The organism is Sphingobium sp. FW306-1B-F04DB (genome assembly GCF_058781925.1).
Genome location: NZ_JBYSXE010000031.1, coordinates 1 through 23010 on the forward strand (window position 1 = coordinate 1; position 23010 = coordinate 23010).

A 23010-nucleotide genomic window follows, 5' to 3' on the forward strand; every position below is an offset into this window, starting at 1 on the left:
TATCTCTCCGCAGTGCGATTGCCTCGTATGACAATCGTCGCACCTCGAAATCCGCGTTTTTACACGTCCTCGGTCGCCAGCGGCCATTCCAAATCATCCACTCACGACGCCGCTGGAACCTCGCGTTAAATGAGCTATTGAATCGCCAACGCAATTTCACCCGGAGCTTCCCCATGATCCGCGCCACAGCCACGCTTGCCCTGCTCGCTTTCTTCACCGCCTGCTCGGCGAGCAACGGGTCGAGCGCGCAAACGACCGGCGCGGGCGGCAAGCCCTTCGAGGCGGCCGAGGTCGCGACCTTCAATGAGCCCTGGGCGATGGCCTTCCTGCCCAATGGCCGCCAGATGCTGATCACCGAGAAATCGGGCAAGCTCAAGCTCTACACCATCAGCGGCGCCGCGATCGACGTCACCGGCGTGCCCGCGGTCGCCTATGGCGGGCAGGGCGGGCTCGGGGATGTCGTGCTCCATCCCAAATTCGCGGAGAACGGGCTGGTATATCTGAGCTATGCCGAGCCGGGCGAGGGCGGCACGCGCGGCGCGGTGGTGGCGCGCGCCCGGCTGGTAACCGACGCGGTCAACGCGAAGCTCGAAGGGCTCCAGGTGATCTGGCGCCAGTCGCCCAAGGTGACCGGAGAGGGCCATTATGGCCACCGCATCGCCTTTGCGCCCGACGGCCATCTCTTCATCTCCTCGGGCGAGCGGCAGAAATTCGACCCCGCGCAGGACATGAAGGGCAATCTCGGCAAGGTGCTCCGCCTCAACGACGATGGCAGCGTCCCCGCCGACAATCCCTTCGCGTCCGAGGGAGGCGTGACCGCGCAGATCTGGTCGCTCGGCCACCGCAATCCGCTCGGCCTCGCCTTCGACGGCAAGGGGCAGCTCTGGGACCTCGAAATGGGCCCCAAGGGCGGCGACGAGCTCAACCTCGTCAAGCCGCGTGCCAACTATGGCTATCCCATCGTCTCCAATGGCGACCATTATGACGGCAAGCCGATCCCCGACCACGACACGCGCCCCGAATTTGCCGCGCCCGCGGTCTGGTGGACGCCGGTGATCTCGCCCTCCAGCCTGATCTTCTACTCGGGCGACCAGTTCCCTCAGTGGAAGGGCAGCGCGCTCGCGGGCGGGCTTTCCTCTGAGGCGCTCGTCCGTATCAGCTTCGACGGCGAAAAGGCGAAGGAGGCCGAGCGCTTCGAAATGGGCAACCGCATCCGCGCCGTGGCACAGGGGCCCGACGGCGCGGTGTGGCTGCTCGAGAATGGCGAAGGCGGACGGCTATTGAAGCTCACGCCGCGACGCTGAGCTGCGCCTCCCACGGATGGTCGGGGTAATAGCGCGTCATCATCCGGTCGACATAGGCAACGAGGTTGGGATAGCCCAGTGCCAGATCGCGCAACGGCGTGTCGAAGAAAGGCGTGAGGATGCCCGCAAGCACCGCAAAGCCGACCGCGTCGACGCTCGTCGGGTGATCCGCCATCAGGTAACGCTTGGCCCCGAGCAGCGTCGACAGCGCGGCGATCGAGCGCGCCCCGAGCCAGGTGATCTCGTTGGGCGCGTGCCGGGCGATCCCGACCGCGTGGAGATTGGTATCGACCGCCTCGAGCATCCGCTCGCGACATAGCGTGGCATCCTCTTCGGGGAGGAAGTCGAACCAGTGTGCCGGCCCCTTCTCGAAATTCTCGGGGATCATGAAACGGCCCCACGCCGCCACCCAGCCGAGCTGGTTCTCGATCATCCGCTCGATCGCCCAGGCCTGCGCGCGCTCGGCGACATTGAGCCCGACATCGAGGTCGATCCCGTGCCGCGCCTCGAGCCATTCGCGGATGAAGGTCGAATCGGCGACGACCGTGCCGCCATCGTCGATGAAGGGGATCTGCCCCTTGGGCGAATCGTCGGGGAGCGCCGCGCGCTTTTCATAGGCCAGCCCCGCCATGAGCAGCTGCACCTCGGTCTTGGTCACATAGGGGCTCGTCTGGGGAAGCCCGAAACTCTCGCCGCAACCGTACAGAATGATCATTGCGTGTCTCCCTCATCGCATTGAGGGCTGGTTATACTGACACTATGCTGCCAACATGGTGTCAGCAGCATGGCGGTAGCAATGAACGCAATGAGACGCGCCGAACGCCTTTTCCAGATCGTGCAGATCCTGCGCCGTGCGCGCGGGCCCGTCACCGCCGACAGCATCGCGGTCGAGCTCGAGACCTCCAAGCGCAGCGTCTATCGCGACATCGCCGCGCTGATCGGCCAGCGCGTACCCGTACGCGGAGAGGCGGGGATCGGCTATGTCCTCGAACGCGGCTTCGACCTGCCGCCGCTGATGCTGACATCCGACGAGGTCGAGGCGGCGGTGCTCGGCGCACAATGGGTGGCGCGGCGCGGCGACCCCGCGCTCGCACGCGCGGCGCGCGACCTTGTCGCGAAGATCGAGGCGATCGTCCCCGAGACGCTGCGTCCGCATATCGACGATCCCGCGCTGCGCGTGTCGCCGCTCTGGGACGAGCCCACCGACATGATCGACATGGCGGCGGTGCGCGCCCATATCCATGCGGGGCGCAAGATCGCGCTCGACTATCGCGATGTCGAGGGGCGCGCGACCTCGCGCGTGATCTGGCCCGTCACCATCGGCTATCGCGACACCTCGCGCACGATCATCGGCTGGTGCGAACTGCGCCATGACTTCCGCAGCTTCCGCGCCGACCGCGTCATCGGCGCCGAATTCCTCGACGAGCGCTATCCCGAGCGCCCGACGATCCTGCGCGCCAAATGGCGCCGCAAGCTCGAGGCCGAGATGCGCGCGTGCGAAGAGGGGGAGGCATCGGATCAGGCCCGTGGCAGCAACCACAGGCCTGCGCTCCACGCCGCGCGCAATTAGGCTGCCCGTGCTCCTGCGAAAGCAGGAGCCCATTCTTCCGCTACGCGATTGCTGGCGACATGGGCTCCGGGTCAAGCCCGGAGCACGGATCGGTCAGCGCCCCAGCTACTTCCCCGTCGCGCCGCCCTCGGGCTCGAGCAGGTCGAGCACCGCCGCGGTCATCGCGATCGTCCCCGTCGTCACCGAGGGTTCGGGCTCGATCCTGAACAGCGGCGAATGGTGCGAGGGCACTGGCGGGCCACCCGCCTTTTCGGCGTCGATCTCGGCCTGCGGCGTCCCGCCCACCGCGAAATAATAGCCGGGCACACCATATTGCTTCTCGACGAAATAGGCGAAGTCCTCGGCGCCCATCCCGTCCTGGACAAAGGGTTCGACGCCGTCCTTGCCCAGCGTCTCGACCATCACCGCGTTCAGTCGGCGCGCGAGCGGGCCGTCGTTGATCGTCGTCGGCGTCCCCTCGACATGCTTGACCTCGGGCAGCTTGTCCTCGGGCATGCCGTGCGTGCGCGCAACGCCCTTGGCGACGCGTTCGACCGCCGCGATCAGCTGCGCGCGCGTCTTCTCGTCATTGGCGCGCACCGTCACCTGCAGCCTGGCCTGGTCCGAGATGATGTTGGGACGCGTGCCCGCATGGAAGGATCCGACGGTGATCACCGCGGGTGACAGCGGCATCACCTCGCGGCTGACGATCGACTGGAGCGCGACGACGATCTGCGACCCGATATAGACGGGGTCCTTGCCCATATGCGGCGAGGCGCCGTGCGCGCCCACGCCATGGACGAGGATCTCGAGACTGTCCGCCGACGAATACTGGATGCCCTCGGCCGCCGAGACCTTGCCCGTGGGCATCCCCGCGGCGACGTGGAAGGCGAGCGCATAGTCGGGCTTGGGAAAGCGCGTATAGATGCCGTCGGCGATCATCGCCTTGGCGCCCGACACGGGCTCCTCGGCGGGCTGCGCGACGAAGATGACGGTGCCCTTCCACTTGTTCTTCATCGCGGCGAGGCGGCGCGCGGTGCCGACCAGCGCGGTGATGTGGACGTCGTGCCCGCACGCGTGCATCACGGGCACTTCCTCGCCCGCCAGATTGACCTGCCTCGCCTTCGACGCATTGGCGAGTCCCGATTTCTCCTCGACGGGCAGCCCGTCCATGTCGGCGCGGATCATCACCACGGGGCCGTCGCCATTCTTCATCACCGCGACCACGCCCGTCTTGCCGACGCCCTCGGTCACCGTCGCGCCGGTCTTGCGCAGTTCGGCGGCGATGCGCGCTGCGGTCTTGGTCTCGAGGAAGCCGAGCTCGGGATTACGGTGGAAATAGTCGAACAGGGGCCCGAGAGTCGTCTTGTAGTCCGCCTCGACCGCGGGAGCGTAATCGGGTTGGGCGTAGGCGGGCGCGGCAATGCAGGCAGCGGCAAGCAACAGATGACGAAGGCGCATTCATGTCTCCCCTGAGCGATTTGGGAAGACTTTAAACGCGAGCGCCACCGCGTCCAGTCCCGGCTGGGCGTAGGCGCTGCGGAACCGCGCTACCCTTCTCCCGGACTTGATCCGGGATCCAGGAACACGGGCGGTGCAGTTCTGACGAGACGCCTTGTTTTCGCGAGATCCCCGACATGGCGCGCCGAAGGGCAATCCAGTCTGCGCCGGGCCTCCTCGGGATCGCTTCGCCTCCGGCTCGCAATGACGACGAGGAATTGGCGGCTTTTTTGTCAGGCGCAGTCGCCGGTGCGCTTGCCCGTCGTCTTCGCCTTCATCGTCATCGCCGCATCGGGCATTTGCGGGTTGGCGATCTTCATCTCGGTCGCCACCTGGTAGAGGCTGGCCGAATAGGTGCCCGCCATCGTGATCTCCGAGCTGCCGCCCTGCGGCCCGCCCGTGCAGCTCAGCAGCGCGTCGATCTTGCCGCCCGCCATCGAGAAGCGCTTGTAGCTGCAATCGCCCTCGCCCTGCTTTTTGAACATCGCCTCGGCGTTCTGGTCCGCCTCTTCCTTGCTCATGCAGTGGCTGGTTGTGTTTTTCCGCCCCGTCATCTGCTTCGCCATCTCGGGGGGCATGCCCGGCATGTCGGCCTCGACGATCTCGACTGTCGTCTCCCATTGCCCCGCCATCAGCTTGGCGGCCTTGGCCATCTCGTCCTTCATCGCGGACGGGTCCTTCGCCTTTTCCTCGGGGGACTTGCTACACGCGGCGAGTACCAGAAATGTCAGCAGTGCAACGCGCTTCATCTTCATTCCCTTCACGCATGGGGTGGATGGCCTTACGTTGCGGCCGCGCGAAGCATCACCCATATCGGGACAATATGGCAATCCAAATCCGCACCACGCTCGACGAGCCCGAGACGGGGCAGAGTTTCGTCCCCCACCGCCCCGAGCGCCCGCCCAAGGCCGAGGGCGGCAAGGCGTTCAGGATCGTCTCCGACTATGAACCCGCGGGCGACCAGCCCACCGCGATCGCCGAGCTCGTCGAACAGGCCGCGGCGGGCGAGCGCGACCAGGTGCTGCTCGGCGTCACCGGCTCGGGCAAGACCTTCACCATGGCCAAGGTCGTCGAGGCGCTCCAGCGCCCCGCGCTCGTCCTCGCCCCCAACAAGATTCTCGCCGCCCAGCTTTACGGCGAGTTCAAGAACTTCTTCCCCGACAACGCGGTCGAATATTTCGTCAGCTATTACGATTATTACCAGCCCGAAGCCTATGTCCCCCGCTCCGACACGTACATCGAGAAGGAAAGCTCGGTGAACGAGGCGATCGACCGGATGCGCCACTCGGCGACGCGCGCGCTGCTCGAGCGCGACGACGTGCTGATCGTAGCCTCGGTCTCGTGCCTCTACGGCATCGGCTCGGTCGAGACCTATTCGGCGATGATCTTCGACCTGAAGAAGGGCCAGACCGTCGACCAGCGCGAGATCATCCGCAAGCTCGTCGCGCTGCAATACAAGCGCAACGACGCCGCCTTTGTCCGCGGCAATTTCCGCGTGCGCGGGGATAGTTTGGAGCTCTTCCCCTCGCACTATGAGGACACCGCCTGGCGCATCGCCTTCTTCGGCGACGAGATCGAGGAGATCACCGAGTTCGATCCGCTGACGGGCAAGAAGGTCGCGACGCTCGACTATGTCCGCGTCTATGCGAACAGCCACTACGTCACCCCCGGCCCCACGCTCAAACAGGCGATGGAGGGGATCCGCCACGAGCTCACCGAACGCCTCAAGGAGCTCGTCGCGGAGGGCCGCCTGCTCGAGGCCCAGCGCCTCGAACAGCGCACCAATTTCGATCTCGAGATGATCGCCGCCACCGGCTCCTGCGCGGGCATCGAGAATTACAGCCGCTTCCTCACCGGCCGCCTCCCCGGCGAGCCGCCGCCGACTTTGTTCGAATATCTCCCCGAAAACGCCTTGCTCTTTGTCGACGAGAGCCATGTCACCATCGGCCAGATCAACGGCATGTCGCGCGGCGACCACAGGCGCAAGCTCACGCTCGCCGAGTACGGCTTCCGCCTGCCCAGCGCGATCGACAACCGTCCGCTGCGGTTCAACGAATGGGAGGCGATGCGTCCCCAGACCACCTATGTCTCGGCGACCCCGGGCTCATGGGAGATGGAGCAGACCGGCGGCGTGTTCAGCGAACAGGTCATCCGCCCCACCGGCCTGATCGACCCGCCGGTCACCATCCGCCCGATCGAGGATCAGGTCGACGACCTCATCAACGAATGCCGCGAAACGACCAAGGCGGGCTACCGCACGCTCGTCACCACGCTCACCAAGCGCATGGCCGAGGACCTCACCGAGTACATGCACGAGGCGGGGATCAAGGTCCGCTACATGCACTCGGACGTCGAGACGCTCGAGCGCATCGAGCTGATCCGCGACCTCAGGCTCGGCGTCTATGACGTGCTCGTCGGCATCAACCTGCTGCGCGAGGGGCTCGACATTCCGGAGTGCGGCCTCGTCGCGATCCTCGACGCTGACAAGGAAGGCTTCCTGCGCTCCGAAACCTCGCTGATCCAGACCATCGGCCGCGCCGCGCGCAACGTCGACGGCCGCGTGATCCTCTATGCCGACCGCGTCACCGGCAGCATGGAGCGCGCGATGCGTGAGACCGATCGCCGCCGCGAAAAGCAGCTCGCCTTCAACGCCGAGCACGGCATCACCCCGCAGACCGTGCGCAAGAACATCGGCGACATCATCGCGCACGTGGCCAGCAAGGATCAGGTCACCGTCGAGATCGGCGACGACAAGCCGCACATGGTCGGCCACAACCTGCGCGCGTACATCGAGGAGCTGGAAGGCAAGATGCGCAAGGCCGCCGCCGACCTCGAATTCGAGGAAGCCGGAAGGCTACGCGACGAGATCCGCGCATTGGAGCGCGAAGAGCTGGGCCTGCCCGACACCGAGCACAAGGCCCCGACAATGGGCCGCAGTAACGAGGGCAAACCGGGGACGCGCAAGACGCGCTACGGCAAGACGCAGCGGAAGTTTGGGAGGTAGGGAGCACCTGCGGCATTGCCAAGCCAACGGGATTGGTATAGCAGTGTGCTATACTTATCGTCCTTAGGACGAAATTGCGCGCCCTGCTCCAGCAGGAAAGCCGAAACCGCAATCGCCGTCAGGACATTTACGATATAGCCTCGCTGCTGGCGAAGTTCACACTTGATGACGAAGAGAAGGTGGGCCTCCTCGCACTGCTCCAAGAAAAATGCAGCGCACGCAAAATTGAACCCAACATTGAATCATTATCCCAGCCCGAAGTCAGGGAGCGCGCGCGCAAGGAATGGGATACGCTCGCTCTAGAGGTCGGCGATCTTCCCGAATTTGATGAGTGCTTCTTTTCCGTTGATTCGCTTTATAGGTCACTGCCCTGGACGTAACGGCCCAACCATATGGCAGATATAGGAAGCCGAACTCGGACGGTTTGCGCAAACTTATCCTGCTAGGAATGTCGCCGCGCGTGTCCGCGCGCGCCCTACCGACTTACCCCGATTATAAGCCCCCTTCGATTGCGATAGGATAGCCCCGCACGTTGCGGCCGGGAGTCGCATCCCCGAAATCGCAACGCCTCCGCCGGCCGCCCCGGCATCCCGGCACGCATGATGCGGGCGACCGGTTCCTTCGAAAAAGGAGCCCGGGAATGAACGCGACCGTCAGCCCCCAGCCTGGTCTCTCCTTTGCCGGCATGGATGCCGTCGAGATCAAGGTCACCATCCGCCCCGATCAGGAGCTGCGCGCCGAACGCGCGATGCAGTCGATGAGGACAACGCCGATATCCGCCTGATCTGGTATTACGACACCCTCGAACTGTTCAGCACCGTCCCGCCTAAATTCCGCTAACCCCCAGTATCCGCAACGCCGCCTCGCGCCACAGCGGGGTGTTCCACAGCAGGTGGATGGGCACCGCCAACGTCAGGCACGATATCAGGTAGATCAGCCAGGCCTTGTGGACCCGGCGGAGGCGGTAGAGGTCCCAGAAGAACATCGGCGCGAGCAGCACCAGCGGCCAGAGGTCGACGGTCAAGGGGCTGTCGGGCAGCGTGGTCGGCAGCCAGCTGATGCGGTCGGTCGCGGCGGGGATCGCGGTCGCGGTGCCGAGGATCATCAGCCGCTTGTGCAAGCCCGCGTCGCGGCGCCGCGCCCAGAGCGCCAGCGCGATCAGAGCCGCGAACAATATGCCGACCCTGATCTGGATCATCATGAGGTTGACGACGAATCCGTAAAAGATGGGCTTGAGCCCCGCCGCCACCTCCGGCGGGCCGTGGAGGACCGCATAGGCGATCGGGAGCGCCGTGGTCGGCACGAGGAAGAAACCGACCGTCACCAGCGCGGGGGCGAGTATGAAGGACGCGATGCCGAGCTGGGTGTGCCACGCGCGCCGGTTGGTCGCCATCAGCACCGTCTGCGTCAGTAGCAGCAGGATCCAGCTGCCCATCAGCACCGCATGGGCATGCAGCAGCACGGGAAAGGGCGGTCTCAGCCCCGCGCGGACCGCCTCGATCTTGCCGATCGAAGCGGGAACGAAGCCGAGCAGCACGACGCCCAAGAACAGCGCGGCCGTGAACACATAGATCCAGCGATCGATCAGGTCCGCAAGACCCGCTGTACGCACATTACCGGTATCGGAATCCGCAAGCGTCGCCATGACATCCCCCACAAGATGCGGCCAGTGCGCGGTTTCGTATCACATAAGCCGGGCCGCCAAAAGCGGTTCGTGACGCCTCCGGTACGAACCGCCAGAAAGCCCTGTCCTACACACCGCCGATCTGTCACGCTTTCGCGGCCATTCCGGCTCATTGAAGCGTTGAGACCGTCGTCACCGCCATGGATCGGCCAACGCGATCCATCGCGACAAATGCGCGTGTAAGTTTTTCCTCATACGCGTGAGTTTTGTGAAGTTCGGCGCGGTGTGAAGTTTGCCTGGCCGGGTTCGAGCGCAAGCCGCGGGAGGCGCGCGGGGCGGGCGGCGCGTAAGAGCATCGTGCGGAAAAGTGGGAACCGGCTTTCCGCAGCAACGATGCGACAACGAATAGCTGAAGGCATGACAATGAACATTGCCGCTATCGATTGGGCCGCAAAGGCCGCCGAGCTCGACACCCATGGCTGCGCGCTGCTGCCCGACCTGCTTGATGAAGCCGCCTGCGCCGAAATGCGCGCGCTGTGGGACGCGCGCGAGCGCTTCCGCTCGGAGGTCAACATGGCGCGCCACGGTTATGGCCGCGGGGCCTATCGCTACTTCGCCTACCCGCTGCCCGACCCCGTTGCAGGGCTGCGCGCGGCGCTCTATCCGCCGCTTGCCACCATCGCCAATCGCTGGGCCGCGATCCTCGGGACGGGCGTGGAGTACCCCGAGGCACACCCCGCCTTCATCGAGCGCTGCCGCGCCGCAGGACAGGTGCGCCCGACGCCGCTCATCCTGCGCTACGGCGCGTGCGACTGGAACGCGCTCCATCAGGACCTCTATGGCGAGCATGTCTTCCCGCTGCAGGTCGCGATCCTGCTCTCGCGCCCGCAGGCGGACTTCACCGGCGGCGAGTTCGTGCTGACCGAACAACGCCCGCGCATGCAGTCGCGCCCCGAGGTCGTGCCCTTGGTGCAGGGCGACGCGGTGGTCTTTCCTGTGCGCGAACGCCCCGTGCAGGGCAGCCGCGGCTGGCACCGCGTCCAGATGCGGCATGGGGTGAGCCGGTTGCGCTCGGGCGAGCGCTTCACCCTCGGCATCATCTTCCACGATGCGACATAGGGCTTGGCGCGGGGCAATGGAGTTCAGTGCTCCTGCGAAAGCAGGAGCCCATGTGTCCGACGGCACGATTGCTTCCAGCATGGGTTCCGGGTCAAGCCCGGAGCACGACAGGGATCGGGCGCCTCAACCCTCCGCGATCAGGCTGGTCTTCTTCGTATCGGGCAGCATCGCGAACGCGACCGTCGCGATCGTCAATATGCCCGTCACATACCAGTAGAAGGCGCTTTCGACCCCCGCGTCCTTGAACCACAGTGCGACATATTCGGCGCTGCCCCCGAACAGCGCATTGCCCACCGCATAGGGAAGCGCGACGCCCAATGTACGGATATGCGGCGGGAACAGCTCGGCCTTCACCAGCCCGCTGATCGAGGTATAGGCAGAGAGGATCATCAGCAGGGCGAGAATGGCCGCAAAGGCCGTGACCGGCGACGCTGCGCTTGCAATCAGCGAATAGCCCGGCACCGTCGCGAGCATGCCGCCCATACCGAACGACAGCAGCATCGGCTTGCGCCCGAAGCGGTCGGAAAGATGCCCGAAAAAGGGCTGGGCGCACATGTAGACGAACAGCGCCGCGGTCATCACCTGCGTCGCCGCCTGCCGGTCGAACCCGCTCGTGTTGACGAGGAACTTCTGCATGTATGTGGTGTAGGCATAGAAGGCGAGGCTGCCCCCCGCGGTGATCGCGGTGACCAGCGCGAACTCGCGCGGATGTTCGCGGAGCAGGCGAAGCGCGCCCGAACGCATCCGCTCCTCCTGGCTCATCGCCTCGAACGACGCGGTCTCGGCGAGCTTGCGGCGGAGCACATAGACGAGGAGCGCGAGCACCGCGCCTATCGCAAAGGGGATGCGCCAGCCCCACGCCTCGAGATCGGCTTCGCTCATGGTTGCCTGGAGGATGAGCACGACGCCAAGCGCCGCAAGCTGGCCGCCGACCAGCGTCACATATTGGAAGCTCGCCCAGAATCCGCGATTCTGGCGCGTCGCCATCTCCGACAGATAGGTCGCGCTCGCGCCATATTCGCCGCCGACGCTCAGACCCTGCATCATCCGCGCAACCACGAGGATCACGGGCGCGAGCCACCCCGCCTGTGCGTGCGTCGGCGCGACCGCGATCAGCAGCGAGCCCGCGCACATCAGCCCGACCGAGAGCGCCAGCCCCGCCTTGCGCCCGTGGCGGTCGCCATAGATGCCCATGATCCACGCGCCGATCGGCCGCATGAGGAAGCCCACCGCGAAGATAGCCGCCGCGTTCAGCAGCTGCGCGGTGGGATCGCCCCTGGGGAAGAAGACCGGTGCGAAATAGATGGTGAGCGCCGCATAGGCATAGAAATCATACCATTCGACGAGGTTGCCCGCCGATCCGCCGACGATCGACTTCAGGCGCTTCGCGTCGATCGACATGCATTCCCCCCTCCGCTTTGGTGGGCCTTATGCGGCAGCCCCACGCGACCGGCAAGCGCAGCGCCGCGACGGGCGCGGCTTGTACGGCGGACGATCATCCCTATGCTTGCGCCCGATTTCTGGCTGTTGATGAGGGTGAGGATGCGTCGTTCGGTGCTGGTTCCGGTCCTGGGGCTCATGGTCCTGCCCGCGGCGTGCGTCGCACCCAAGGCCCCGCCGCCTCCGCCCGCTGCGGTGGTCGCACCGCCTCCGCCCCCGCCGCCGGCACCGCTGCCAAACGACTGGCGCGACTGGCCCGTCACCGCGGGCGACTGGAGCTACGGCGCCGGGGGCAGCACGTCCTCGGCCGCCTTTGGCCGCATCGGCGCCCAGCCCGAGCTGACCGTCAGCTGTGACCGCACCGCGCGCCGCATCACGATCGCGCGCGCCGGCACGATCGCACCCGGCGGCAGCGCGCGGATGACGCTGCGTTCGACCGAAGGCGTGCAGAGCTATGCCGCCGCCGATATCGGCGGCACACCGCCGCGGCTGGGCGCGAGCCTTGCCGCGTCCGATCCCTTCCTGGAAAAGCTCGCCTTCAGCCGTGGGCGCGTGCTCGTCCAGCTCGACGGGGCACAAGATATGGTAGTCCCCAGCTGGGCCGAATTTGCGCGCGTTGTCGAGGATTGCCGCGGCTGAGGCCGCTTTGGGCACGAGCCGTTGATGATTGCCCGAAAAAAATAAATATACAAGTCTTGTGTCGCGACTCAGCTTGATTCACACATGAGTCGTGCCCAAAAGCACGAGAGCTTCAACTAGCGAAAGGAGGTGATCCGATGTCTCATGGTTCAGCAATGAGGTCGGTTCAGTCCGTTCGGGAGGCGCGCCGCTGACAGGCCCGCCTGATCATCCGATCAGGCAGTTGTCGAGCGCGACCATGGTCTCCCGGGCTGGAACTTCCGGCCGCTGACCATGTCAAGGGGTTGCCGGGCCGTCAGGCCCGGCAGCCTCTTTTCATATCCGGAGTTTGGCTCTTGCCTGCCTGTCTCCGCGCTCGAGCAGTTCCTCGCGCACGCGGAAGGCGTGGATCGCGACACGCGTCTCGATCAGGAACAGGATCAGTCCCGCCACGAACAGCAGCATCGCGAGGATGAAGGCGATCGCGATGATGTTGCCGATCTTGAGGTGCGCGAGCTCGCCCACGAACAGCACCGCGACCACCAGCGAGATCGCGATCGCGCTCGAGACGATCAGGAAGATCGCCGCGTTGACGAGCTTCATCCGCCGGTCGAGGATCCGCAGTTCCCAGACATGGCGCTCATGTTCGGGGCCCGTGCTCTGCGGATAGAGGATCTCGAGCTGGCGCGATCGATCGATCACGCGCGAGAGCCTTGAGGCGAGCAGGTTGAGGATCGCGCCGATCCCCGCGAGCAGGAAGACAGGCGCCACGGAGAGTTGGATCGCCTGGGCGATGGTGGTGACGGCGGGGGTCGCTTCCATGCGCCTGAAATGGCGCGGCGGCGGGGCACCGGTCAAGGGGGATGCCACGTCGCGTGATGCCACCGCTTGCGCATGGCCGCGCACATAGTAGAAGCCCGGGGATGGACAGCATTCTCATCCGCGGCGGCAAGCGCCTTTCGGGCAAACTCCCCATTTCGGGCGCGAAGAATTCGGCGCTGACGTTGATGCCCTGCGCGCTCCTCACCGACGAGCCGCTGACGCTCAGGAACCTGCCGCGCCTCGCCGATGTCGACGGCTTCGGCCACCTCCTCAACCAGCTTGGCGTGTCGACGATGGTCGAGGGCGCGCGGCCGGAGGATTTCGGCCGCGTCATGACGATGCGCGCGGGGCGCGTCACTTCCACCGTCGCGCCCTATGACATCGTCCGAAAGATGCGCGCCTCGATCCTCGTGCTCGGTCCGCTGCTCGCACGCGCGGGCGAGGCAACGGTCTCGCTGCCCGGCGGCTGCGCAATCGGCAACCGCCCGATCGACCTGCACCTGAAGGCCCTGGAGGCAATGGGCGCCGAGATCGAGCTCGCCGCGGGCTATGTGAAGGCGACAGCGCCCGGCGGCCGCATTTCGGGCGGCAATTTCACCTTCCCCGTTGTTTCGGTGGGCGCGACCGAGAATGCGGTGATGGCCGCGGTCCTGGCCAAAGGCACGACGCAGCTCGAGAACGCAGCGCGCGAGCCCGAGATCGTCGACCTGTGCAACTGCCTCGTCGCGATGGGCGCGCGGATCGATGGCATCGGCCATGAAACGCTGGTGATCGAGGGCGTCGAACGTCTCCACGGCGCGACCTACCAGGTCATGCCCGACCGCATCGAGGCGGGCAGCTACGCCTGCGCCGCCGCGATAACGGGAGGCTCGGTCGAGCTGGTCGGCGCGCGCGCAAGCGACATGGGTGCGACGCTCGCGGCATTGCGCCAGGCCGGGGTCACCATCGAGGAGAAGCGCAATTCGATCCGCGTCGAGGCCAATGAGAAGCTGCGTCCGCTGACGCTGTCGACCGCGCCCTATCCGGGCTTCGCCACCGACATGCAGGCGCAGTTCATGGCGATGCTGGCGATGGCCGACGGCGCCAGCCTGCTCACCGAGACGATCTTCGAGAACCGCTACATGCACGTCCCCGAACTCGCGCGCATGGGCGCCGATATCGAGGTGCGCGGGCGCGCGGCGGTGGTACGCGGGGTCAACAAACTCAACGGCGCGCCCGTGATGGCAACCGACCTGCGCGCCTCGATGAGCCTGATCATCGCGGGCCTTGCGGCCGAGGGCGAGACGCAGGTCAGCCGCGTCTATCACCTCGATCGCGGCTATGAACGGCTGGAGGAAAAGCTCCAGGCGGTGGGCGCAGACATCGAGCGCGTCAGCGCCGGTTGATCCGAACATGCCCCGGACGGGTGCCGGGGCATGTTGTCATGATGCTCAGCGTTCGCTGTCGAGATGCGCGAGCTGCGCATCCGAATAGCGCCCGCCCGCCGCGGCACCCTTGGGCACCGCGGCCTCGATCGCGGCGAGGTCATCGGCATCCAGCGCGGTATCGAGCGCGCCGAGCGCCTCGCTAAGCCGCTCGCGGCGGCGTGCGCCGACCAGCGGAACGATGTCCTTGCCCTGCGCGATGACCCAGGCGATCGCGACCTGGGCGACGCTCGCGCCCTTCGCCGCCGCAATCCCCCGCAGCGCGTCGACCAGCGCGAGATTGTGGTCGAGGCTCTCGCCCTGGAAGCGTGGGCTTGCGGCGCGGAAATCCGCCTCGCCGGCGCGCGCCTTCGACCAGTGGCCGCTGATGAGACCGCGCGAGAGTACGCCATAGGCCGTGATCCCGATGCCGAGTTCGCGGCACGTTTGCAGGATGCGATCCTCGATCCCGCGCGAGATCAGCGAATATTCGATCTGGAGGTCGCTGATCGGATGGACCGCATGCGCGCGGCGGATCGTCTCGGCGCTCATCTCGGACAGCCCGATATGGCGGACATGGCCGGCCTTCACCAGTTCGGCGATCGCGCCGATCGTGTCCTCGATCGGCACATCGGGATCGAGCCGCGAGGGGCGGTAGATGTCGATATGATCGACGCCGAGCCGCTTGAGCGAATAGGCGATGAAGTTCTTCACTGCCTTGGGGCGGGCGTCATAGCCCAGCCAGTTGCCGTCGGGTCCGCGCATGGCGCCGAACTTGACGCTGAGCAGAAGCTTGTCGCGGGGCAGCGTCTTCAACGCCTCGCCGATCAGCATCTCGTTATGGCCCATGCCATAGAAGTCGCCGGTGTCGAGCAGGGTGATACCCGCCTCGACCGCGGCGGCGATCGTCGCAAGGCTCTCCGCACGGTCGGCATGGCCATACATGTCGGACATGCCCATGCAGCCAAGCCCGATGCGCGAAGCCTGGGGGCCGGTCTTTCCGAGTTGAAGCTGTTCCATCGTCTGTCTCCTTGGGGGTGGGGTGCTCACGATATGCGCCTCTCTGTAGATTCGAATAGGCCGTAGTATTGCTAATGAACTGTTCGTAATATCGAACAATGAGCCCCGAACTTTCCGATCTCGCGCTCTTTGCGGCTATCGCGCGCCATCGCAGCTTTCGCCGCGCCGCCGCCGCGCTACGCCTGTCGCCCTCGCGCCTGTCCGAGCGATTGCGCGATCTCGAGGAGCGGCTGGGCGTACGGCTGCTCAACCGCACCACGCGCAGCGTCAGCCCCACCGAGGCGGGCATTGCGCTGCTCGAAGGGCTCGAGCCCGCGCTTGACCAGATCGAGCAGACATTGGCACGGCTGGGCGACCGGTCCGATACTCCCGGGGGGACGCTGCGGATCAACGCCCCCGGATCGATCGCCGAACTCGTGCTCGCGCCGCGGCTAGGCGCCTTCCTCGCGGCTTACCCGCGCGTCCGGCTCGAACTCGTCGTCGAGGACAGCTTTGTCGACATCGTCGCGGGGGGCTTCGATGCGGGCGCGCGCTATGACGAAAGTCTGGCCAAGGACATGATCGCCGTGCCGATCGGTCCGCCGCAGCGTTATGCGTTCGTAGCCGCGCCCGGGCTGCTCGCGCGGTGGGGCACTCCGACTCACCCGTCCGAGCTGGTCGACGCGCCCGCGATCCAGCATCGCTTTCCAAGCGGCGCCATCATCGAGTGGGAGTTCGAGCGCAGCGACGAACGCTTCGTCATCCGTCCAAGCCGGCCGACGACGTGCGGCAATGCGCATGTCGAGGTTGCACTGGCCTGCGACGGCGCGGGTTTCCTGATGACCTTCGCGGAGTGGACGCGCCCCGCGGTCGCGGCGGGGCGACTGGTAGAGCTGCTACCCGAATGGATGGCCGAATTCGCGGGCGCGCGGCTCTATTACAGTTCACGCCGGCAGATGCCTTCAGCGCTGCGCGCCTTCATCGATTTCATGCGCTGGCGCGGCTAGGCCGGCTCAGCACTCGACCACATTGACCGCGAGCCCGCCCAGCGCGGTCTCCTTGTAGCGTTCGGACATGTCGAGCCCGGTCTTGCGCATCGTCTCGATCACCTGGTCGAGGCTGACCCTGTGCGTCCCGTCGCCGAGCATCGCGAGCCGTGCGGCCTCGATCGCCTTGATCGACCCCACCGCATTGCGCTCGATGCACGGCACCTGGACCAGCCCGCCGACGGGATCGCAGGTCAGGCCCAGATTGTGCTCCATGCCGATCTCGGCCGCGTTCTCGATCTGTGCGGGCGTTGCCCCCAGCGCTGCGGCGAGCCCCGCCGCCGCCATCGAGCAGGCGACGCCGACCTCGCCCTGACAGCCAACTTCGGCGCCCGAGATCGATGCGTTTTCCTTGAACAGCGAGCCGACCGCGGCGGCGGTCAGCAGAAAATCCTCGACCCCGTTGCTGCACGCCTTGGGCGCGAAGCGCTCATAATAGCGCAGCACCGCGGGGATGATACCCGCAGCGCCATTGGTCGGCGCGGTCACGACCTTGCCGCCGCCGGCATTCTCCTCGTTGACCGCGAGTGCCCAGAGGTTGACCCAGTCGATCACCGTCAACGGATCGGCAAGCGCGCGCTCCTGCCGCTCGATCAGCGTCCGGTAGATTGTCGGCGCGCGGCGCTTGACCTTCAGCCCGCCGGGCAGGATGCCGCCCGAGGCGATGCCGCGGTCGGTGCACGCCGACATCGCATCGCGGATCGCCTTCAGTCGCGCCGACACATCCTCGGGCGCGAGCGCGCTTTCCTCATTCTCGCGCATCAGCTGCGCGAAGCTCTTGCCCGTGCGTTCGGCGATCGCGAGCAGTTCGTCGCCCGAACGGAAATTGTGCGGCACGTCCCAGCCGCCCTCGGCGGGCGCGTTCTGGCCGATCTGATCCTCATCGAGAATCGCGCCGCCGCCGATCGAATAATAGGTCCGCTGCGCGAGCGGCGCGCCGTCTTCGGCAAAGGCAGTGAAGGTCATCGCGTTGGAGTGAAAGGCCAACCGCTCGCGCTGGAGCAGGCGCAGATCGCGATCCTCGATGAAATCGATCTCGTGGGTGCCGCCAAGCGCCAGCCGGCCGGTCTCGCGGATGCGCGCCACCAGCGTGTCGGCGGCATCGGGATCGATCCCGGCGGGACGTTGCCCGGTCAGCCCGATCAGCACCGCACGGTCGCTGGCATGCCCCTTGCCCGTGAGCGCGAGCGATCCGAACAATGCGGCATCGACGCGCACGACGCGCGGCAGGGCGCCGCTATCCGCAAGGCGCTCGACAAAATCCGCGGCGGCGCTCATCGGCCCCATGGTGTGTGAACTTGAGGGACCGACTCCGATCTTGAACAGATCGAACGTGCTGGCGACCATTATATGTTCCAAATTCCTTTGGGGCCGGACGCGTCAACGCCCCGCCCAATGTGTCCCGTACCCCCCAAGATAGGGCCTCACCAGGCTCAACCCAAATGAAAGCCGCGACGCCGTCCTATTTCGCGAGCAGCGTCTGCTGCCAGAACATCAGCCCCGACCAGAACTGGTAATCGGCATTCTCTTTCTTGCCGAAGCCATGCCCCTCATTCTGGCCGAGCAGGTGCCACGCAGTTCCGCCCTTGGCACGCACGGCCTTGACGATCTGGTCGGCCTCGGATGCGGGCACGCGCGGGTCGTTGCCGCCCGTGACAACCATCAACGGGATGTTGAGCTCGCCCACGCGCGTCAGCGGCGAAATCTCCATCAGCTTGGCGCGCTGCTTCGCATCGCGTTCGTCGCCATATTCGACGCGGCGCAGGTCGCGGCGATAGCTCTGCGTATTTTCGAGGAAGGTGACGAAGTTGGAGATCGCGACGACGCAGTTCGCACCCTTCAGCTGCGCGCCGTAATGGATCGCCGAGGCATAGCACATATAGCCGCCATAGCTGCCGCCCGTCACCGCGATGCGCGCGGGATCGATCGCCGCATCCTTTTCGAGCACGCCGAGATAGGCGGCGATGTCCTTCACCGAATCCTCGCGCTTGAACGGACCGTTGTCGAGGCTGACGAAGCGCTTGCCGAAGCCCGTCGAGCCGCGGACATTGGGATAGAAGATCGCGACGCCCAGCTCGTTGAGCAGATAGTTGTTGCGGCCCTGGAAACCGGGACGCGACTGACCTTCGGGGCCGCCGTGGATATTGACGATCAGCGGTCGCTTGCCCGGAAATTTCTTCGCGTCGGGACGATAGAGGAAGCCCGAGACCGGCTCGCCATCAAAGCTCTTCACCTCGACGAATTCGGGCTCGACATTCACGTTGGGATCGAGCCCGCCCGTCTCGCTCTGCGTCCAGCGCGTCACCGCCAGGGTCCGGGGGTCGATCGCATAGGCGTCCGCCGGGCTCTTCGCCGATGAGAGGGTAAGGCCGATCGTGCCCCAGGGGGCGATCTCGATGCCGCCGATCACGCCCAGCGGCAGTGCATCGACATTGCGCACCGCGCCGGTCTTTGGATCGAGCAGCTTGAGGCGGCTCGCGCCCGCCTCGTTGGTTACATAGGCGATCGCGCTGCCGTCATCGGCGATATCGAAGCTGTCCACGTCCCATTTGGCGTCCTTGCTGACCACGGTGAATCGGCCGCTTTTCACGTCGATGGTGCCGAGCCGCTGAAAGTCCGAGCCCTCGTCCGAGGTCACCCACAGCGTGCCGTCGGGCGCGAATTCGGCGGCGCCATAGGCGATGCTCTTCTTGTGATCGCCGATTGGGGCCATCTTGCCCGTAGCGAGGTCGAGCAGGTGCAGGTTCGACTTGGTGACCGAGACATATTCGAACACCACCGCCTTCTTGCCGTCGGGCGCGAAATCCGCGATCTGCCAGCCGCCGCCCTTGACCTCGGCCACCATCCGGTTGCTCCCAGGGTTGCGCGGATCGACGACGTAAAGGTCGCTGTCGGTGCCGTTGCGGCGGGTGGAGCTATAGCCGACCCACTGGCCGTCCTTGCTCCAGGCGCCCATCTCGTTGCGGCTCTTGCCGTCGGTGACCAGCGCCAGCTTGCCGTCCTTGAGCGTGTAGAGCTGGAAGAACTCGTCGCCGCCCTTATCCTTGCGGATGAGCAGCACATCGCCCTTGGGCGACCAGCGTCCGCCGACGGGCTCGGCCTCGAAGCTGATCTGCGTACGCGCGGCGAGCGGTGATTTTACGACATGGAGCTGCGCGGTGTTGGCGAAGCGTGTCGTGATCAGCATCGACCGGTCGGCCGGGTTCCAGCCCGCAAAGCCCGCGGTGCGGAATTCCATATAGGGCCGCGTCTCGGCCACGATCGCATCGGGGATCGCGGGCACGCCATCGGCGACGAGCGCGGCGGGCTTTTCGGCGTCGGCCCAGGCGGGGGAAAGCGGCAGCAGCGCGGCGCCGATCAGCAGCATGAAACGCATCGACTTCTCCGTAATATTATTTCTTATGCTTTACGGAGGGGGCGCATTCGAGGCAACAGCGTCATATGGCGTTCAATACGACCATGCCCTTCGTTTTGCTCGACGATGCCCGCGCATCGGGCGCGGCGCCCGCACGTCTCTACAGCGCGCCCGTCGACACCATCACCGCGCAGGGCGCGGGCAGCGTGCGTGCGGCGCTGGAAAAGATCGAAGCCGCCCAGACGCGCGGACTGCACGCCGTCGGCTTCCTGTCATACGAGCTTGGCCATGCGCTCGAACCGCGGCTACGCGCGCTCCAGCATCCCGGCGGCGAGCTGCCGCTGCTCTGGTTCGGGCTGTTCGAGCGCTTCCAGACCTTCGCGCCCGAAGCCGTACCCTCGCTGCTCCCCGATCCCGCGGGCGCCTGGACGGCGGCGCCGCGGCCGCTGATCACACGCGGCGTCTATGAGGTCGCGCTGGCGCGCGTTCAGAACTATATCGCGGCGGGCGATATCTATCAGGCCAATCTGACCTTTCAGGCCGAGGTCAAGACGCTCGGCCATCCGCTCGCCATCTATGCGCGGCTGCGGCGGACCGCGCGCGCGGGCTATGGCGGGGTGGTCTTCACCGGGCATGACTGGCTGCTCTCGCTGTCGCCCGAGCTGTTCTTCGCCCTGAAGGGTGGACGCCTCACCACGCGGCCGATGAAGGGCACCGCAACGCGCGGCACCACCCCCGAGGATGATGCCGCCGCTATCCGCCAGCTGCGCGAGGATCCCAAGCAGCGCGCCGAGAATCTGATGATCGTCGACCTGCTCCGGAACGATCTCTCGCGCGTCGCGGTCGCGGGATCGGTGCAGGTGCCCGATCTGTTCAAGGTCGAGACCTATCCCACCGTCCACCAGATGACCTCCACCGTCACCGCCGACCTGATGCCCGGAAAAAGTGCGGTCGACGTGCTCCGCACGATCTTTCCGTGCGGCTCGATCACCGGTGCGCCCAAGATCCGCGCGATGGAGGTCATCGCCGAGGTCGAGGCGGGCCCCCGCCACGCCTATACTGGCGCGATCGGGAGGCTTGATCCGGGCGGCGATGCCGCGTTCAATGTCGCCATCCGCACGCTCCATCTAAAAGAGGGAGAGGGGCGCGCGGTGATGGGGCTGGGCTCGGGGATCGTGGCGGATTCGCGCAGCGCCGACGAATGGCATGAATGCCTGGCGAAGGGGGAGTTTGTGAGGGGGGCGGACAGAACATTCGACCTTGTCGAGACGATGGGCTTCGATCCGTCTGACGGCGTTCAGTATCTCGATCGCCATCTCGTGCGGCTGCGCGCGAGCGCCGAAGCCTTTGGATTCGCCTATAACCACCATGCCGTGCGCAACGAACTGCAGGCCGCGACCTTCCGGCTGCGCGCGCCCGCGCGCGTCCGGCTGATGCTCTCGCGCAGCGGCGCGCTCGCGGTCGAGATCCGCGCGGTGCCCGCGGCGCCGCAGGGCGCAGCCTCGGTCGCGGTCGTACCACTGCCCGTGCATCCCGGTGATTTCCGGCTGCGTCACAAGACGAGCGACCGGCGCTTTCACGAACTCGCGCGCCGTGCCGCGGGCAGCTTCGAGGTGGTTTTCCAGGATCCCGCGGGCTTTCTCACCGAAGGCAGCTTCACCAGCCTGTTCGTCGAACGCGCGGGCACGCTGCTGACGCCGCCGCTGTCGCGCGGCCTGCTGCCCGGCGTGCTGCGCGGCGCGCTGATCGACGAAGGGCGCGCGGTCGAGGCCGACCTGACCCCCGCCGATCTCGCCGGCGGCTTCTATATCGGCAACGCGCTGCGCGGCCTCATCCCCGCGCGGCTCGCAAGCCAGCCTGCGGGCGGCTGAATAGAAATTCTTGCGCGCCCGCCCGTTGCGGCGCGGCACCCCGGCGCCTAAGGACGCAGCCGTCCACCCCGAGGAGCCACCGAAAATGTCCCAGCCTTCCGCCGCGCTCGGCCGCATCCAGCCCTCTGCCACGCTGGTGATGACCAGCCGCGTGCTCGAGCTGAAACGCGCCGGCGTCGACGTGATCGGGCTGAGCGCCGGCGAACCCGATTTCGATACCCCCGATTTCGTCAAGGATGCCGCGATCGAGGCGATCCGCAAGGGGCAGACCAAATACACCAATGTCGATGGCACCGCCGAACTCAAGGACGCGATCGCGGCCAAGTTCAGGCGCGACAACGGCCTCGACTACGCACCCGCGCAGATCAGCGTCAATGTCGGCGGCAAGCATACGCTGTTCAACGCGCTGGTCGCGAGCGTCGATCCGGGCGACGAAGTGATCATCCCCGCGCCCTATTGGGTCAGCTATCCCGACATCGTCAATTTCGCGGGCGGCACGCCGGTCTTCATCAAGGCCGGCGCCGAGCAGAGCTACAAGATCACCCCCGCGCAGCTTGAGGCGGCGATCACGCCCAGCACCAGGTGGCTGATCCTCAACTCGCCGTCCAACCCCTCGGGCGCCGCCTATACGCGCGCCGAGCTCGAAGCGCTCGCCGACGTGCTGCGCCATCACCCGCATGTGCTGGTCATGGCCGACGACATGTACGAGCACATCGTCTATGACGATTTCGAATTCACCACGATCGCGCAGGTCGCCCCCGACCTCTACGAGCGCACGCTCACGGTCAACGGCTGCTCCAAGGCCTATGCCATGACGGGCTGGCGCATCGGCTTTGCGGGCGGGCCCCAATGGCTGATCAAGGCGATGGCCAAGCTCCAGTCGCAGTCGACCTCCAACCCCTGCTCGATCGCGCAGGCCGCGGCCACCGCGGCGCTCAATGGCGACCAGAGCTTCCTTCAGGAGCGCAACATCGCGTTCAAGGAACGCCGCGACCTCGTCATCTCGATGCTCAACCAGATAGAGGGCGTGCATTGCCCGACCCCCGAAGGCGCCTTCTACGTCTATCCCGACGTATCGGGCCTGATCGACAAGAAGACACCCTCGGGGCAGTTGATCGAAAATGATGCGGTGTTGATCGATTATTTCCTTGATCATGCGCGGGTTGCGGCCGTACAGGGCGCAGCCTTCGGGCTCGAGCCCGCCTTCCGCGTCAGCTATGCGACCTCGGAAAGCGTGCTCACCGAAGCATGTTCGCGCATCCAGCAAGCCTGTGCGGCGCTGAGCTGACGAGATCGGGCCCCGCCCGACGTTTTGGAAGACTGTGATCCTGTTCACTGCGGCGTCAGTTATGCCGT

General features: G+C 66.0%; 20 protein-coding genes. 11 read left to right on the forward strand and 9 right to left on the reverse strand.

The genetic code is table 11. The features are described from left to right. Nucleotides 1-173 precede the first annotated feature (173 nt). Entirely contained in the window at nucleotides 174-1304 is a 1131-nt protein-coding gene (locus tag AC3WJD_RS13795) for a PQQ-dependent sugar dehydrogenase (protein ID WP_492747256.1), read from the forward strand. On the opposite strand, the gene AC3WJD_RS13800 is transcribed toward AC3WJD_RS13795, so the two are convergent. After that, nucleotides 1288-2019, reverse strand: coding sequence for a glutathione S-transferase family protein (locus tag AC3WJD_RS13800; protein ID WP_492747257.1), 732 nt, complete (start codon nucleotides 2017-2019; stop codon nucleotides 1288-1290). The genes AC3WJD_RS13795 and AC3WJD_RS13800 overlap by 17 nt on opposite strands. 81 nt (nucleotides 2020-2100) lie before the next feature. Here AC3WJD_RS13800 and AC3WJD_RS13805 point away from each other — a divergent pair, with 81 nt between their 5' ends. Then, entirely contained in the window at nucleotides 2101-2874 is a 774-nt protein-coding gene (locus AC3WJD_RS13805) for a helix-turn-helix transcriptional regulator (RefSeq protein WP_492747258.1), read from the forward strand. Between the two features lie 105 nt (nucleotides 2875-2979). Here AC3WJD_RS13805 and AC3WJD_RS13810 read toward each other — a convergent pair whose 3' ends face one another. Both AC3WJD_RS13810 and AC3WJD_RS13815 read right to left on the reverse strand, forming a co-directional pair. Continuing rightward, nucleotides 2980-4314, reverse strand: coding sequence for an amidohydrolase (locus AC3WJD_RS13810; protein WP_492747259.1), 1335 nt, complete (start codon nucleotides 4312-4314; stop codon nucleotides 2980-2982). A 272-nt stretch (nucleotides 4315-4586) separates the two neighbouring features. Next, nucleotides 4587-5102 (reverse strand): DUF3617 domain-containing protein, encoded by a 516-nt coding sequence (locus AC3WJD_RS13815; protein WP_492747260.1) that lies wholly within the window; start codon nucleotides 5100-5102, stop codon nucleotides 4587-4589. A gap of 74 nt (nucleotides 5103-5176) precedes the next feature. On the opposite strand from AC3WJD_RS13815, the gene uvrB reads away from it, so the two are divergent. The 3 genes from uvrB (at nucleotide 5177) to AC3WJD_RS13830 (ending at nucleotide 8141) form a co-directional block, all read left to right on the forward strand. Further along, entirely contained in the window at nucleotides 5177-7357 is a 2181-nt protein-coding gene (gene uvrB / locus AC3WJD_RS13820) for an excinuclease ABC subunit UvrB (RefSeq protein ID WP_492747261.1), read from the forward strand. Between the two features lie 74 nt (nucleotides 7358-7431). Next, a complete protein-coding gene (locus AC3WJD_RS13825) occupies nucleotides 7432-7737 on the forward strand; it encodes a nucleotidyl transferase AbiEii/AbiGii toxin family protein (protein WP_492747262.1) in 306 nt (101 codons plus the stop codon). Between the two features lie 260 nt (nucleotides 7738-7997). Then, nucleotides 7998-8141: a hypothetical protein gene (locus AC3WJD_RS13830; protein ID WP_492747264.1), complete on the forward strand. Its 144-nt coding sequence runs from the start codon at nucleotides 7998-8000 to the stop codon at nucleotides 8139-8141. A gap of 42 nt (nucleotides 8142-8183) precedes the next feature. On the opposite strand, the gene AC3WJD_RS13835 is transcribed toward AC3WJD_RS13830, so the two are convergent. Further along, the gene (locus AC3WJD_RS13835; protein ID WP_492747265.1) at nucleotides 8184-9002 is read right to left on the reverse strand and encodes a hypothetical protein; all 819 of its coding nucleotides are present in this window, start codon (nucleotides 9000-9002) and stop codon (nucleotides 8184-8186) included. Between the two features lie 402 nt (nucleotides 9003-9404). Between AC3WJD_RS13835 and AC3WJD_RS13840 the strand changes: the two genes are divergently transcribed. Further along, nucleotides 9405-10100: a 2OG-Fe(II) oxygenase gene (locus tag AC3WJD_RS13840; protein ID WP_492747266.1), complete on the forward strand. Its 696-nt coding sequence runs from the start codon at nucleotides 9405-9407 to the stop codon at nucleotides 10098-10100. A 123-nt stretch (nucleotides 10101-10223) separates the two neighbouring features. On the opposite strand, the gene AC3WJD_RS13845 is transcribed toward AC3WJD_RS13840, so the two are convergent. Next, the gene (locus AC3WJD_RS13845) at nucleotides 10224-11501 is read right to left on the reverse strand and encodes an MFS transporter (RefSeq protein WP_492747267.1); all 1278 of its coding nucleotides are present in this window, start codon (nucleotides 11499-11501) and stop codon (nucleotides 10224-10226) included. A gap of 141 nt (nucleotides 11502-11642) precedes the next feature. Between AC3WJD_RS13845 and AC3WJD_RS13850 the strand changes: the two genes are divergently transcribed. Beyond that, nucleotides 11643-12179: a hypothetical protein gene (locus AC3WJD_RS13850; protein WP_492747268.1), complete on the forward strand. Its 537-nt coding sequence runs from the start codon at nucleotides 11643-11645 to the stop codon at nucleotides 12177-12179. A gap of 315 nt (nucleotides 12180-12494) precedes the next feature. On the opposite strand, the gene AC3WJD_RS13855 is transcribed toward AC3WJD_RS13850, so the two are convergent. Then, nucleotides 12495-12980 carry a DUF2721 domain-containing protein gene (locus AC3WJD_RS13855; protein WP_492747307.1) on the reverse strand — a complete coding sequence of 162 codons (486 nt, stop codon included), beginning with the start codon at nucleotides 12978-12980 and terminating at the stop codon, nucleotides 12495-12497. 101 nt (nucleotides 12981-13081) lie between these two features. Here AC3WJD_RS13855 and murA point away from each other — a divergent pair, with 101 nt between their 5' ends. After that, the gene (gene murA, locus AC3WJD_RS13860; RefSeq protein WP_492747269.1) at nucleotides 13082-14365 is read left to right on the forward strand and encodes a UDP-N-acetylglucosamine 1-carboxyvinyltransferase; all 1284 of its coding nucleotides are present in this window, start codon (nucleotides 13082-13084) and stop codon (nucleotides 14363-14365) included. Nucleotides 14366-14410: 45 nt separating this feature from the next. On the opposite strand, the gene AC3WJD_RS13865 is transcribed toward murA, so the two are convergent. Then, nucleotides 14411-15403: an aldo/keto reductase gene (locus AC3WJD_RS13865; RefSeq protein WP_492747270.1), complete on the reverse strand. Its 993-nt coding sequence runs from the start codon at nucleotides 15401-15403 to the stop codon at nucleotides 14411-14413. 98 nt (nucleotides 15404-15501) lie between these two features. On the opposite strand from AC3WJD_RS13865, the gene AC3WJD_RS13870 reads away from it, so the two are divergent. Continuing rightward, a complete protein-coding gene (locus AC3WJD_RS13870; RefSeq protein ID WP_492747271.1) occupies nucleotides 15502-16389 on the forward strand; it encodes a LysR substrate-binding domain-containing protein in 888 nt (295 codons plus the stop codon). Nucleotides 16390-16395: 6 nt separating this feature from the next. Here AC3WJD_RS13870 and AC3WJD_RS13875 read toward each other — a convergent pair whose 3' ends face one another. Together AC3WJD_RS13875 and AC3WJD_RS13880 are read right to left on the reverse strand one after the other, a co-directional pair. Continuing rightward, nucleotides 16396-17775, reverse strand: a complete 1380-nt coding sequence (locus AC3WJD_RS13875) for an L-serine ammonia-lyase (RefSeq protein ID WP_492747272.1) — start codon at nucleotides 17773-17775, stop codon at nucleotides 16396-16398. Nucleotides 17776-17890: 115 nt separating this feature from the next. Continuing rightward, nucleotides 17891-19804 carry a S9 family peptidase gene (locus tag AC3WJD_RS13880; RefSeq protein WP_492747273.1) on the reverse strand — a complete coding sequence of 638 codons (1914 nt, stop codon included), beginning with the start codon at nucleotides 19802-19804 and terminating at the stop codon, nucleotides 17891-17893. A gap of 65 nt (nucleotides 19805-19869) precedes the next feature. Here AC3WJD_RS13880 and pabB point away from each other — a divergent pair, with 65 nt between their 5' ends. Both pabB and AC3WJD_RS13890 read left to right on the forward strand, forming a co-directional pair. Continuing rightward, on the forward strand, nucleotides 19870-21654 hold the full coding sequence (gene pabB / locus AC3WJD_RS13885) for an aminodeoxychorismate synthase component I (protein WP_492747274.1): 1785 nt from the start codon (nucleotides 19870-19872) through the stop codon (nucleotides 21652-21654). Between the two features lie 85 nt (nucleotides 21655-21739). Next, on the forward strand, nucleotides 21740-22942 hold the full coding sequence (locus AC3WJD_RS13890) for a pyridoxal phosphate-dependent aminotransferase (RefSeq protein ID WP_492747275.1): 1203 nt from the start codon (nucleotides 21740-21742) through the stop codon (nucleotides 22940-22942). The last annotated feature ends 68 nt before the right edge of the window (nucleotides 22943-23010 follow it).

Excerpts from the sequence above, each read along its gene's own strand:
- AC3WJD_RS13830 (WP_492747264.1), top strand. The coding sequence starts at position 7,998 with ATGAACGCGACCGTCAGCCCCCAGCCTGGTCTCTCCTTTGCCGGCATG.
- AC3WJD_RS13795 (WP_492747256.1), top strand. The coding sequence starts at position 174 with ATGATCCGCGCCACAGCCACGCTTGCCCTGCTCGCTTTCTTCACCGCC.
- AC3WJD_RS13875 (WP_492747272.1), bottom strand. The coding sequence starts at position 17,775 with ATGGTCGCCAGCACGTTCGATCTGTTCAAGATCGGAGTCGGTCCCTCA.
- AC3WJD_RS13855 (WP_492747307.1), bottom strand. The coding sequence starts at position 12,980 with ATGGAAGCGACCCCCGCCGTCACCACCATCGCCCAGGCGATCCAACTC.
- AC3WJD_RS13850 (WP_492747268.1), top strand. The coding sequence starts at position 11,643 with ATGCGTCGTTCGGTGCTGGTTCCGGTCCTGGGGCTCATGGTCCTGCCC.
- AC3WJD_RS13880 (WP_492747273.1), bottom strand. The coding sequence starts at position 19,804 with ATGCGTTTCATGCTGCTGATCGGCGCCGCGCTGCTGCCGCTTTCCCCC.
- AC3WJD_RS13845 (WP_492747267.1), bottom strand. The coding sequence starts at position 11,501 with ATGTCGATCGACGCGAAGCGCCTGAAGTCGATCGTCGGCGGATCGGCG.
- AC3WJD_RS13815 (WP_492747260.1), bottom strand. The coding sequence starts at position 5,102 with ATGAAGCGCGTTGCACTGCTGACATTTCTGGTACTCGCCGCGTGTAGC.
- AC3WJD_RS13835 (WP_492747265.1), bottom strand. The coding sequence starts at position 9,002 with ATGGCGACGCTTGCGGATTCCGATACCGGTAATGTGCGTACAGCGGGT.
- pabB (WP_492747274.1), top strand. The coding sequence starts at position 19,870 with ATGGCGTTCAATACGACCATGCCCTTCGTTTTGCTCGACGATGCCCGC.
- AC3WJD_RS13870 (WP_492747271.1), top strand. The coding sequence starts at position 15,502 with ATGAGCCCCGAACTTTCCGATCTCGCGCTCTTTGCGGCTATCGCGCGC.
- murA (WP_492747269.1), top strand. The coding sequence starts at position 13,082 with ATGGACAGCATTCTCATCCGCGGCGGCAAGCGCCTTTCGGGCAAACTC.
- AC3WJD_RS13800 (WP_492747257.1), bottom strand. The coding sequence starts at position 2,019 with ATGATCATTCTGTACGGTTGCGGCGAGAGTTTCGGGCTTCCCCAGACG.
- uvrB (WP_492747261.1), top strand. The coding sequence starts at position 5,177 with ATGGCAATCCAAATCCGCACCACGCTCGACGAGCCCGAGACGGGGCAG.
- AC3WJD_RS13865 (WP_492747270.1), bottom strand. The coding sequence starts at position 15,403 with ATGGAACAGCTTCAACTCGGAAAGACCGGCCCCCAGGCTTCGCGCATC.
- AC3WJD_RS13840 (WP_492747266.1), top strand. The coding sequence starts at position 9,405 with ATGAACATTGCCGCTATCGATTGGGCCGCAAAGGCCGCCGAGCTCGAC.
- AC3WJD_RS13890 (WP_492747275.1), top strand. The coding sequence starts at position 21,740 with ATGTCCCAGCCTTCCGCCGCGCTCGGCCGCATCCAGCCCTCTGCCACG.
- AC3WJD_RS13810 (WP_492747259.1), bottom strand. The coding sequence starts at position 4,314 with ATGCGCCTTCGTCATCTGTTGCTTGCCGCTGCCTGCATTGCCGCGCCC.
- AC3WJD_RS13805 (WP_492747258.1), top strand. The coding sequence starts at position 2,101 with ATGAACGCAATGAGACGCGCCGAACGCCTTTTCCAGATCGTGCAGATC.